General features: G+C 53.8%; 14 protein-coding genes and 1 tRNA gene. 7 read left to right on the top strand and 8 right to left on the bottom strand.

Annotation, left to right across the window (positions count from 1 at the left end):
• From H8Q75_RS03590 to H8Q75_RS03580, 3 genes are all read left to right on the top strand, one after another.
• The coding region (locus tag H8Q75_RS03590; protein WP_297040572.1) for a dihydrolipoamide acetyltransferase family protein at positions 1–737 on the top strand (737 nt) is incomplete at its 5' end.
• A 3-nt stretch (positions 738–740) separates the two neighbouring features.
• Positions 741–1,388 carry an ABC transporter ATP-binding protein gene (locus tag H8Q75_RS03585; protein WP_024124410.1) on the top strand — a complete coding sequence of 216 codons (648 nt, stop codon included), beginning with the start codon at positions 741–743 and terminating at the stop codon, positions 1,386–1,388.
• A 3-nt stretch (positions 1,389–1,391) separates the two neighbouring features.
• Positions 1,392–2,561, top strand: coding sequence for a glycoside hydrolase family 10 protein (locus tag H8Q75_RS03580; RefSeq protein ID WP_297040569.1), 1,170 nt, complete (start codon positions 1,392–1,394; stop codon positions 2,559–2,561).
• Here the strand turns inward: H8Q75_RS03580 and ilvB are convergent.
• The 3 genes from ilvB to efp form a co-directional block, all read right to left on the bottom strand.
• Positions 2,558–4,366 (bottom strand): biosynthetic-type acetolactate synthase large subunit, encoded by a 1,809-nt coding sequence (ilvB, locus tag H8Q75_RS03575; protein ID WP_024124412.1) that lies wholly within the window; start codon positions 4,364–4,366, stop codon positions 2,558–2,560. The genes H8Q75_RS03580 and ilvB overlap by 4 nt on opposite strands.
• Positions 4,367–4,560: 194 nt before the next feature.
• Complete coding sequence (gene accB / locus H8Q75_RS03570) at positions 4,561–5,040, bottom strand: acetyl-CoA carboxylase biotin carboxyl carrier protein (protein WP_024124413.1); 480 nt, start codon at positions 5,038–5,040, stop codon at positions 4,561–4,563.
• Between the two features lie 11 nt (positions 5,041–5,051).
• The gene (efp, locus tag H8Q75_RS03565; protein ID WP_011057134.1) at positions 5,052–5,609 is read right to left on the bottom strand and encodes an elongation factor P; all 558 of its coding nucleotides are present in this window, start codon (positions 5,607–5,609) and stop codon (positions 5,052–5,054) included.
• Between efp and H8Q75_RS03560 the strand changes: the two genes are divergently transcribed.
• Genes H8Q75_RS03560 through H8Q75_RS03545 form a run of 4 tightly spaced genes read left to right on the top strand, consistent with a single transcriptional unit; the run spans position 5,608 to position 7,797 of the window.
• Positions 5,608–5,754 (top strand): hypothetical protein, encoded by a 147-nt coding sequence (locus H8Q75_RS03560; RefSeq protein ID WP_157869649.1) that lies wholly within the window; start codon positions 5,608–5,610, stop codon positions 5,752–5,754. The two genes, efp and H8Q75_RS03560, sit on opposite strands and share 2 nt — an antisense overlap.
• A 35-nt stretch (positions 5,755–5,789) precedes the next feature.
• A complete protein-coding gene (locus tag H8Q75_RS03555; protein WP_024124414.1) occupies positions 5,790–6,032 on the top strand; it encodes a NifU family protein in 243 nt (80 codons plus the stop codon).
• Positions 6,033–6,060: 28 nt separating this feature from the next.
• Positions 6,061–6,537 (top strand): CRR6 family NdhI maturation factor, encoded by a 477-nt coding sequence (locus H8Q75_RS03550; protein ID WP_024124415.1) that lies wholly within the window; start codon positions 6,061–6,063, stop codon positions 6,535–6,537.
• A 3-nt stretch (positions 6,538–6,540) separates the two neighbouring features.
• Positions 6,541–7,797 (top strand): FGGY-family carbohydrate kinase, encoded by a 1,257-nt coding sequence (locus H8Q75_RS03545; RefSeq protein WP_024124416.1) that lies wholly within the window; start codon positions 6,541–6,543, stop codon positions 7,795–7,797.
• Here the strand turns inward: H8Q75_RS03545 and H8Q75_RS03540 are convergent.
• The 5 genes from H8Q75_RS03540 to H8Q75_RS03520 all read right to left on the bottom strand — a co-directional run.
• Positions 7,773–8,486, bottom strand: a complete 714-nt coding sequence (locus H8Q75_RS03540; protein WP_297040561.1) for a YcjF family protein — start codon at positions 8,484–8,486, stop codon at positions 7,773–7,775. The genes H8Q75_RS03545 and H8Q75_RS03540 overlap by 25 nt on opposite strands.
• Entirely contained in the window at positions 8,461–9,171 is a 711-nt protein-coding gene (locus tag H8Q75_RS03535; RefSeq protein ID WP_297040559.1) for an Era-like GTP-binding protein, read from the bottom strand. The genes H8Q75_RS03540 and H8Q75_RS03535 overlap by 26 nt, the downstream gene beginning before the upstream one ends.
• Positions 9,172–9,224: 53 nt before the next feature.
• Positions 9,225–9,298: transfer RNA gene (locus tag H8Q75_RS03530), tRNA-Arg, on the bottom strand.
• 37 nt (positions 9,299–9,335) lie between these two features.
• Entirely contained in the window at positions 9,336–9,926 is a 591-nt protein-coding gene (locus H8Q75_RS03525) for a peroxiredoxin-like family protein (protein ID WP_297040556.1), read from the bottom strand.
• Positions 9,927–9,955: 29 nt separating this feature from the next.
• Positions 9,956–10,960 (bottom strand): NAD(P)H-quinone oxidoreductase subunit H (locus H8Q75_RS03520; RefSeq protein ID WP_297040553.1); only part of this gene is annotated, 1,005 nt, incomplete at its 5' end.

Raw genomic sequence — 10,960 nt, 5'->3', positions numbered from 1 at the left:
CCGTGGCAACGTCCCCTGCCCCTCTCCCCACCGCCCCCCCTGCTACTGCTCCGGTGGTGGCTAAGGAGGATTTGGTGCCCCTGACAACGCTGCAAAATGCCGTTGTGCGCAATATGGTGGCCAGCCTGGGCATTCCCGATTTCCACGTCGCCTACACGATCACAACCGATGCCTTGGATCGGCTGTATCAGCAAATTAAGTCCAAAGGGGTGACAATGACGGTGCTCCTTGCCAAGGCGATCGCCCTGACATTGCAAAAACACCCAATTATGAATGCCTACTACACAGAGCAGGGGATTCAATACCGTCGTGATATTAACATTGCTGTTGCGGTGGCGATGCCGGGGGGTGGTCTGATTACACCGGTGCTAAAGAACGCCGATCAAATTGACATCTACAGCCTCTCGCGTACTTGGAAAGACTTGGTGGAACGGGCACGCGCCAAGCAACTGCAACCCGATGAGTACAGCACGGGCACCTTTAGCCTCTCGAACCTCGGCATGTTTGGAGTTGACTTCTTTGATGCCATTCTCACGCCCGGTCAAGGGGCGATTATGGCGGTGGGGGCGTCGCGTCCGACGGTGGTTGCCACAGAGGATGGCCTGCTGGGGGTAAAACGGCAGATGAAGGTGAATATTACCTGTGATCACCGGGTGATCTATGGTGCTGATGCAGCTGCCTTCCTTCAGGATTTGGCAAAACTGATTGAAACTAATCCCCAAGCATTGACGCTCTAAACAGTGACTGCCCTGCTGGAAATCAGGGATCTTCATTTTGGCTATGGAACAACCCCCTCACTGCTCCAAGGGATTGATCTGAGGGTGACGGGGGGCGATCGCTTTGGCATCATTGGTGACAATGGTTCTGGCAAAACCACACTCCTCCTTCTCTGTGCTGCTGTTCTCAAGCCACAGCGGGGAACGATTACCTGCTTGGGGCAGTCAGTGGTGGCTGGACAGTTTCAACCCGCAGTGGGCGTCGTGCTGCAGCACCCAGCGGATCAGTTAATTGGGACTACTGTGGCTGAGGATGTCGCCTTTGGCCCTGAGAATTTAGGTTGTTCAACCCTAGAAGTGCAGCAGCGAGTGTATCAAGCCTTGGCGATGACCGGAACTTTGCATTTGGCCAATCGCGTGCCCCATCAACTGTCGGGGGGAGAACAACGCATGGTGGCGATCGCCGGCATTTTGGCCATGCAGCCCAAGCTAATCCTCTACGATGAACCCACTGCCTTTTTAGACCAACGGAGTTGCCGCACCTTGATTGAGTTTCTGCAAACCAATGCCACTCCCGGTCTAGTTGTCAGCCATGACCTTGCGTTTTTACGCGCCGTCTGTACGCAGATTTTTCTCCTTGAGTCAGGACATCTGTGTCCCCTAGGGTTGTAGCCCATGCTGCGTCGTCGTGTTTGGTTGTTGTTCATTCTCTTCTGTTGGAGTTTGTGTTGGGCGATTGGGCCCGTACAAGCACAAAACCCAAGGTTCATTCGTGGGGTTTGGCTGACCAAGAATGATTTCCCAATCCTGCGCGATCGCCCGCGGTTGGTGGCAGCCCTCAATGATCTACAGCGACTAAACTTCAACACCCTTTACCCCGTTGTCTGGAATTCCGGCTATGTCAGTTTCCCCAGTACTACCGCCAAGAATTTGGGAATTCAGACCTTTGTGCTGCGGGGAATCCAAGACTACGAGATTCTCGCCGAACTCACCCAGCAGGCGCACTGCCGTAATCTCTTAGTCATTCCCTGGTTTGAATTTGGCTTTATGGTGCCAGAAACCTCAGAACTCGCCCTTGCCCATCCGGACTGGCTCACCCAGGCTATCAATGGTCAGACCACTCGCTTAACAGCGGCCGGGGAAGTGGCTTGGATGAATCCCTTTCATCCACAAGTACAAGAATTTCTCACCAATATTGTCCTTGAGGTACTGCGGCAATACCCGGTGGATGGTGTGCAGTTTGATGATCACTTCAGCCTGCCCGTGGAGTTTGGCTACGATGACTACACCCGTGCCCTCTATCAGCAGGAAACCCAAAAGCCCGTTCCCGACAATCCCCGTGATCCGGACTGGATGCGCTGGCGTGCTGACAAACTCACTGCCTTTGTGCAAACGTTGCGGCAGCGAGTAAAGCAGGAATTTCCCAATGCCATTTTTTCCCTCTCACCGACCACATTGCCAACCGCCTACCAAACGTTTCTCCAAGATTGGCCGCGGTGGGTCGCCCTCGGACTCCTCGATGAAGTAATTGTGCAAGTGTATCGCTACCATCTCTCCAGCTTTGTGCAACAGTTGACGCAGCCGGAGATACGCCAGGCCCAAGCTAAAGTTCCCACTGCCGTTGGTGTCCTCACGGGGCTACGTACCAACCCTGTGCCGATGGCCCTAGTGGATGCCAAGGTAGAGGCTGCCCTGCGAGCCGGGTTAGGAGTGTCCTTTTTCTCCTTTGAAACCCTGTGGGAACGGGGTCCGGATCCCCGCGATCACCGCCAAAGTCGGCTCCTCTTTCATTTTCGCCAGCCCCTGCCACGGCGGCTCTTTAACCAAACTTGTCCAAGGACCTAGAGCTTGCTGCCACACTCTGGACAAAAGCGATGGGTTGAAATGGTCTTGGCTCCACAATTGGCACAGTAGACCAGTTCAGCAGCCTTTTCAAGAACCTTGGCTTCCGGCAGACCAAGCATTTGAGAGTTAGGCTTGCCGGGGGCAACCATCGGGTAGCAGTTTTCATCGCGGGTGACATGGGCATCCAGCAGCACTGGCCCATCGTAGGCCAAAACCTCTTGGACAATGGCATCCAAATGCTGGCGATCGCTCACCCGTAACCCCTTAACCCCATAGGCCTCCGCCAATTTCACAAAATCGGGCATCCCCTTGGCCATATTGGAATGGGAATAACGCTCCTCGTAAAAGGCCTGCTGCCATTGCCGCACCATTCCTTGCCAAAAGTTATTAATAATGACAGTCTTGACAGCAATACCGTACTGAGCCAGGGTGGCCAGCTCTTGGGAATTCATCTGGAAACTGGCATCGCCACTAATACAAATCACCTGTTGATCGGGCAAGGCCACTTTGACTCCCATAGCCGCAGGCATACCAAAACCCATTGTGCCCAAGCCAGCACTAGAGATCCAACGCCGAGGGCCATTTTTCAGGAATTGTGCTGCCCACATCTGGTGCTGACCCACATCAGTGGTGTAATAGGCATCGGGGGCGTGACGGCCAAAAGCCACAATTACCTCCTGCGGCGAGAGTTCACCACTGGGTTCGGGAACAATGAGGGGATAATCCTGTTTCCAGATATTGATACGCTCTAACCAGGCTTGGGTCTGAGGTTCAACAGCTTGACCACTGTCTTCAATGTGCTTGAGAAGCTGCTGGAGCACTGGTTTGACGCTGCCAACGATCGGCACATCAGGTACACGGTTTTTGCCCACCTCAGCAGGATCAATGTCAATGTGAATGACCTTAGCGCGGGAGGCAAATTCATCCAGCTTACCAGTCACGCGATCGTCAAAGCGTGCCCCCACAGCAATTAGCAGATCACATTCACTGACGGCAAAGTTGGCATAGGCGGTGCCATGCATCCCCAACATACCCACAGAGAGGGGATGGGACTCAGGAAAGGCCCCCTTCCCCATGAGTGTTGTGGTCACCGGAATCTCGAAGAGCTCGGCTAACTTGAGTACCTCCTCGTGAGCACCCGCTGTAATTGCCCCGCCCCCCACATAAAGCAAAGGTCGCTTGGCCTCACGAATCAATTGGACCGCTTGGGCAATTTGACGGGCATTGCCGCGAATCGTGGGGCGATAGCCCCGCAGCTTGACCTGCCCCGGCTCGACCGGCTCATACTCACAGACCTCTAACCCCACGTCCTTGGGAATATCCACAAGCACAGGCCCAGGCCGACCAGTGGTGGCAATGTAAATGGCCTCAGCAATGATCCGTGCCATGTCCTTGGCTGCACGCACTACGTACGAGTGCTTAACAATGGGCAGCGTAATGCCAAAAATATCTGTTTCCTGAAAAGCATCCGTGCCAATGGCAGAGCGAGGTACCTGACCCGTGATCACCAGTAGCGGAATTGAATCCATGTGGGCTGTGGCAATGCCTGTCACTAAGTTCGTCGCCCCTGGTCCCGAAGTAGCAAAACACACCCCCACTTGACCTGTGGCACGAGCGTAGCCGTCAGCGGCATGGGCTGCCCCCTGTTCGTGGCGCACCAGAATGTGCTGAATGATGCCCTTGGACTCAGCACGGTAAAGTTCATCATAGATGGGTAAAATGGCTCCACCGGGATATCCAAAAATATGCTTAACACCGTGACGGCATAGGGTATCAATCAGAATGTATGCTCCAGTTGCTTGCACAGGCCGACCTCGTCAGGCAGTGGTGGTAGATATTTTTAAATTCTAATTTTTCAATGAGGGTCTCGGCAAGAGCGCAACGGCTTGAAAGCATTGAATTCTTGGCCTTCAACTCCTCAATGCTTAACATATCTTTGCAATTAGTCCCTGCCTTTTTTGGCGGCAAGAACAGCGTTTATTTAAGTATTTAAGTTCACTTAGCTAGGCAAAATGCGCATTAAAGTTTGGCCATACTCAATTGGTTCAGCATTTTGCACCAGAATTTCCACCACTTGGCCATTGACTTCGGCTTCAATTTCGTTCATCAGCTTCATGGCTTCAATGATGCAAACCACTTGGCCTTTTTTGACTGTGTCACCCACTTCAACAAAGGGGGGTTCATCGGGAGCAGGGGCACGATAAAAGGTTCCGACCATTGGCGCCACAATATCTATGGTTTTGCGATTGGCAGGGGGTGGCGTTGGTTCCGGATCGGGGGTAACGGCTGGAGGGGGCGCAGGTGTGGGTGTGAGGGTTGATGCCGGAGCTGGAGCCACAACCACAGGGGTGCTGCCACTGATCTGCTCACGCTTGCGGAGTTGAAGTTCTAGTTCGCCACTCTTGAGGTTGAGTTCGGTGACGCTGGTTTGGTCAAACATTAGTAGCAGTTCGCGTACTTGGTTGAGGTCAAGCTCCACACCCATTACTCCTATTCGCGGCCAAGATACGTATCTGAGCGAGTGTCAATGCGAATCCGTTCGCCTACGGAGATAAATAACGGTACCATGACTTGGGCACCGGTTTCGACAATGGCGGGTTTTGATCCACCGGTGGCGGTATCTCCTTTAACTCCCGGATCGGTTTGCACCACTTCTAAAACAACGGAGTTGGGTAGCTCCACCTCAAGGACTTGCTCACCCCATTTGACGATATTGACCTCCATGCCTTCCTTGAGATACTTGGCGCGATCGCCCACTTGTGCAGGGGTGAGGCGAGCTTCCTCATAGCTTTCCATGTCCATAAAGACATAGTCTTCGCCATCTTTGTAAGTATGCTGCATGGTGCGTTTTTCAAGGGTGGCTTGGGGAACAGTCTCGCCGGCGCGGAAGGTGCGCTCAATCACGTTGCCCGTTTGCACATTCTTTAACTTTGTCCGCACAAAGGCAGAACCCTTACCGGGTTTGACGTGCAAAAATTCGACGACTCGCCAGACAGCACCATCTAGCTCAATACTTACACCGGGGCGAAAATCATTACTGGAAATCATGTCCTACCGTGCAGTTCACCAAGCTATTATTGTATCCCTGAGCGCTGCCGTTCCTAACCCTGTTGAGCAGATTTCCCTAGAGCAGGATCCATTGGCACCCCTTGGAATTCCCAAAGGGCGATCGCTCCTGTCAATGCTACACTGAAAATCAATGTGAATGATACGCCAAGGACAGTAACAATGGCTGCAACCCTTGAATTGAGTCAAGAAAACGTCGAAAAAGTCCTTGATGAACTCCGCCCCTATTTGATGGCCGATGGCGGCAATGTCGAGCTGGTGGAAATTGAGGGGCCTGTGGTACGGCTGCGGTTGCAGGGTGCCTGTGGTTCCTGCCCCAGCTCAACCATGACGCTGCGCATGGGCATTGAGCGCAAGTTGAAGGAATCCATTCCAGAGATTGCTGAAGTCCAGCAGGTTCCCTAAGTTACTGGCTGCTGGGGAGAGATAGAAAATGGCGATCGCCATCGAGTTAACCCCAGAGCAGATTGATCGTCTGGACTTATCTCCCCTACAACAAGTACTTAACCCCCTGACTGCAGAGCAGCTTCTGGATTACCACCAAGCACTGCGTTTTACGATTGATTATCCGCGGCCAGTGGATGAGCCTGATCTGGAACTTTCGGAATTGGCGCCCGTGCGCCTTTGGTTCATTCGTGCCGATGTATCCTACCCGTGGCTGCCCTACTTACTGGATTGGTCAGCGGGTGAACTGGTGCGTTATGGGGCGATGCTGGTGCCCCACGAATTTCATCCGCAGCAGGGGATTATCTTCAACCCGCAAGCCCTTGATATTTTTGTGATGACCAAGGTGTTTACCCTTTGGCAATGGCTACGGGGCCAGGGCTATCCTGCCATTGAAAAAATTAAAGGCATGGCGGCGATGTTTGGCTATGAGCTGGATAGTGAGCTCTTTACGCTGCTCCAATAAGTCATGGGAAAAACGGTCACAGCCCTAGGCGTTGATTTTGGGACCTCGGGGGCACGGGCGATCGCCATCGATCCTGAGGGCAATGTTCTGGCTACTGCCCGTCGGCCGCTACACCAACCCGATCAACCCCAAGAATGGGCAGCAACATTGTGGGCGTTGATTTTAGATATTCCAAGCGCTATCCGTCAGCAAATTCAGCGGATTGCAATTGATGGAACCTCGAGCACTGTTTTCCTCTGTGATGCTCAGGGGCAGCCCTCCTCGCCCGTCCTTTTGTACAACGACGATCGCGCCCAAGATTATCTTCAAAGGTTGCGGCAGATTTTAGCCACAGATCACCTTGTCCTTAGTGCCACCAGTAGTCTGGTCAAGCTGTTGTGGCTCCAGACCCACTATGCCACTGCCAATGCCTTTTTCCTACACCAAGCTGACTGGCTAGCCTTCTTACTTCACGGTCAACTGGGGATTTCCGACTGGCACAATGCCCTGAAGTTGGGCTATGACCCCGCAAAGGAAGCCTACCCCGATTGGTTCAGCCACCCCATACTTGCACCCTTGCAGTCCCTGCTGCCTAAGGTCGTTCCTCCGGGGACCGTTCTGGGAAAGGTCACAGCCACTGATCTAGGCTTCTCTCCAGAGTGTCAGGTGTGTGCGGGTACTACCGATAGCATTGCCGCGTTCTTGGCTAGTGGTGCCTCTGAGGTGGGTGAAGCCGTGACCTCCTTGGGCTCAACCCTTGTGCTGAAGCTTTTGAGTGCCTCTAGGGTAGAGGATTTGACAGCAGGCATCTATAGTCATCGCTTGGGCGATCGCTGGCTCGTGGGGGGCGCCTCCAACTGCGGTGCAGCGATTTTAGCCCAGTTTTTTAGCCCAGAGGAACTCGAACACCTCAGTGTCCAAATAGATGTCAGTCAACCCACGGGTTTGGACTACTATCCCCTACTCAAGCGGGGTGAGCGCTTTCCCATCAATGATCCTCACCTAGCGCCTCGCCTAGAACCACGCCCCGATGACCCGCGCCTCTTTTTGCAGGGCCTCCTTGAAAGTCTCAGTCGCATTGAGGCCCAAGGCTATGCCCAATTGCAGCGTTTGGGTGCCTCACCTCTGAAACAGGTCTGGACAGCGGGAGGGGGTGCCCGTAATCCAGCATGGTTAGCGCTGCGCCAGCAATACCTAGGGGTTCCGGTGGCCATTTCACCCCACACTGAGGCCGCCTATGGAACAGCGCGTCTTGCTCAACTCGGGTACAACTGCTCCTGAATTTCTAACTTCAGCCGATTGAGGATATGGCGCTGATCCAGTTGACTGAGGATTTGCTGAACAACCGTTTTTGGCCCTGCCGCCCCCCAGCCTGCGCCGTTGGCAAAATAGGTTTTGGCCACCTGTCCCATCGTATAGGAGGAAAAGCCAGCTATCCCCGCCTGGGTCATAGCCACCGATAGATAAGGGCCAAGGGAAAGGCCACCGCTCATTGGCGTAGCCAATCCCAACAGTCCCTTGAGGGAACTCAGTCCCAAATTAACGGCAAATTCCCCTAAGCTAATGCTGCCCATGGCAAGGGCAATCGTTTGGAGCAGTTCCTTGGCCCCTGCTTCTGTGAGTTCAATGTCGTAGAGGCGCGAGAGCAGTTGAATCGTCGTCAAGTCAATGACCGCACTGCTGACCATATCGAGAACGGTGACCGGGTTGAGGGCGATCGCCAGCGCCTTAGCAACAGCCCCTTTCCAAATTAGGTGGTTGGCCTCCTGATCCCGCAGTTCCAGCTTGTAGCGGGCCAATTCCTCACTCACCCTATTGGCAAAGAGCATTGAATTGAGAGCAATCAGGGCCTTGCCTTCCCGCTCTAGGACCTCCAAGATTTTCCGTTTGAGGGGTTCCACTTGGGGGGCACCGACAGTCATTTTCACCTGTAGCCGTCCTTGGCTATCCCGCTGCACCTGGGGGCACAAGGGGCGCTGCCGCCACCATCACAATTTCTGCGGGGGAGAGGAGTTCCTTGACGCGCTCATCGCGAATTTTGGCATAGATGACCTCGCGATCGGCCTCTGGATACTGATCCACTTTGTTAAAGACCAGAATCATTGGCTTGCCTGCTTGCCGCAACTCACTGAGGGCTTGGTATTCAAGACGAGTCAAGTCCCCAGCAATGACAAAGAGAATCAAATCCGCTTGGGCAGCCACCTCCCGTGCCAGTTGTTCCCGGGCGGCACCATTGACTTCATCTAACCCCGGTGTATCAATGAGGCGAATGGGATTGCCACGCTGGGCTGCAGAGATTTGCCAAAGGGCACTGGCTTCCTCTTGGGTGACACCATGAATGGGTCCAGTGGCAAAGTAGGGTTCTCCGAGCAGCGCATTGAGCAGGGAGGACTTTCCCCGCCCCACCATGCCAAAGACAGCAATTTGCACCACACCCTGGTGGAGTTTGTCGAGCATGGCTTCGAGGTCAGCGATCGCCCGGACGAGGGAAGCTTTTCCAGTGCCAGTTGCTTTGCACTCGCACAGTAATTTTTCAAGAGCACTCTTGGCCGCTGCATAGCTAAGGGCACTTTGGTAGTCTTCAAGGTCATCAATGGTCCCTTGAAGTTCCTTCAGGAGAGACTGCGCTGGCGATCGCTCTATCACAGATGCCACACTGAGGTTACAAAGACCTTACAGATATTTGCCTTTTATTGTAAGGCCAAGGACGGGACTGGTGCGATTTGAACGCACGGCCTAGCGCTTAGGAGGCGCTCGCTCTATCCGACTGAGCTACAGCCCCAAAGGGATACCTTCTATCCTAGCGAGTTTCGACGCTCCTAGGCTGCTGTCGCTACTGTTGCCCCCTGAGCTAAAGCATCAATCTCCTGAAACAAGCGCTCTAGGGGAGCATTGGGTTCTAAAAACGAGAAGAGATGTTTGTAGCGCAGCTTGCCTTCCGGATCAATGAGAAACTGGGCCGGCAGCGGTGCCCCCAGGGCTTGACCCGTGCGGTATTTGCGAAAGACTTGGCAACTGGGGTCATAGAGCAAGGGCATTTTTAGGGCCATATCCACCTTGACCTTTTCGCTTTGCTGGGCATCGGTACTGGTAACCACAAGAACGGCCACTCCCTTGCCTTGAAATGTTTCATAGTTTTCATTCAAGGTCTTGAGATAGGGGTAGCACAGTGGGCAGTATTGGTGCTCCGTGAAGATACGGGTAAACACTAGCAGCAGCGGCTGCTCTTTCCACACCTTTGAAAGGCGAACAGGGGCACTGAGCCCTACAGCGGGCAGCTCCACGTCTGGAACCAGCGCCCCCCGCTGCAGTTGATTTTGGGGCGGTACTGGCCACGCATTTTGCCAAAACCGCTCATTAAAGAGGCCACTAAAGTTGGTAGAGGTGAGGAACGGTAATTGAACAGCCATAGTTTCCTCGCGGGTGGCTCAGTAGTTGCCTAGCGATCGACGGATCCCATAATCACATCGATACTGCCCAGGATAGCCACAATATCGGCCACTTTCATCCCCTTCAGCAACTGGGGCAGCACTTGCAGGTTATTGAAATCCGGTGGACGAATCTTCCAGCGCCAAGGGAAGACGTTGTCATCTCCAATCAGGTAAATGCCCAGCTCCCCTTTGCCCGATTCAACCCGCACATAGTGCTCCCCCTTAGGAATTTTGAAGGTGGGAGACAGCTTCTTGCCAATGTACTGATAGTCAAAGCCGTTCCATTCTGATTTGGCACCCTCCAGCATCCGCTTGGCTTCTAGGTTTTCGTAGGGGCCACCGGGCAGGCCATCTAAGGCTTGACGAATGATCTTCACCGATTCGCGCATTTCCTGAATACGAACAATGTAGCGAGCAAGGCAGTCGCCTTCGGTGGCCACCGGTACATCCCAGTCAAAATCGTCATAGCACTCGTAGTGATCCACTTTGCGCAGATCCCACTTCACACCAGATGCACGCAACATCGGCCCCGATAGCCCCCAGTTAATGGCCTCCTCACGGCTAATTTTGCCCACCCCCTGTAGGCGACGCACAAAGATGGGGTTGTTGGTGATCAGGCGCTCGTACTCATCAACTTTGGGTAGGAAGTAGTCGCAAAAGTCACGGCATTTCGTTACCCAGCCATAGGTGAGGTCAGCGGCCACTCCCCCGATGCGGAAGTAGTTGTTGTTGATGAAGCGCATCCCTGTGGCGGCTTCAAAGAGATCGTAGATGTACTCCCGCTCGCGAAAGATATAGAAAAAGGGCGTCTGGGCACCGACGTCCGCCAAGAAGGGGCCTAACCACAGGAGGTGATTGGCAATGCGGTTCAACTCCAGCATGATCACGCGGATATAGCTGGCGCGTTTGGGCACGGGAATCCCCGCCAATTTTTCTGGCGCATTAACGGTGACCGCTTCGTTAAACATTCCTGCGGCGTAGTCCCAACGACTGACGTAGGGAATGAACATGAT

Source organism: Thermosynechococcus sp. OHK43, assembly GCF_014466085.1.
Taxonomy (GTDB): Bacteria; Cyanobacteriota; Cyanobacteriia; order Thermosynechococcales; family Thermosynechococcaceae; genus Thermosynechococcus.
This window is presented reverse-complemented; position numbering and strand designations above follow the sequence as displayed.

Bases quoted from the DNA above. Each gene is read 5' to 3' on its own strand.
- H8Q75_RS03580 (WP_297040569.1), top strand. From the start codon at position 1,392: ATGCTGCGTCGTCGTGTTTGGTTGTTGTTCATTCTCTTCTGTTGGAGT.
- H8Q75_RS03560 (WP_157869649.1), top strand. From the start codon at position 5,608: ATGTCCTACCGTGCAGTTCACCAAGCTATTATTGTATCCCTGAGCGCT.
- efp (WP_011057134.1), bottom strand. From the start codon at position 5,609: ATGATTTCCAGTAATGATTTTCGCCCCGGTGTAAGTATTGAGCTAGAT.
- H8Q75_RS03555 (WP_024124414.1), top strand. From the start codon at position 5,790: ATGGCTGCAACCCTTGAATTGAGTCAAGAAAACGTCGAAAAAGTCCTT.
- H8Q75_RS03550 (WP_024124415.1), top strand. From the start codon at position 6,061: ATGGCGATCGCCATCGAGTTAACCCCAGAGCAGATTGATCGTCTGGAC.
- H8Q75_RS03545 (WP_024124416.1), top strand. From the start codon at position 6,541: ATGGGAAAAACGGTCACAGCCCTAGGCGTTGATTTTGGGACCTCGGGG.
- H8Q75_RS03525 (WP_297040556.1), bottom strand. From the start codon at position 9,926: ATGGCTGTTCAATTACCGTTCCTCACCTCTACCAACTTTAGTGGCCTC.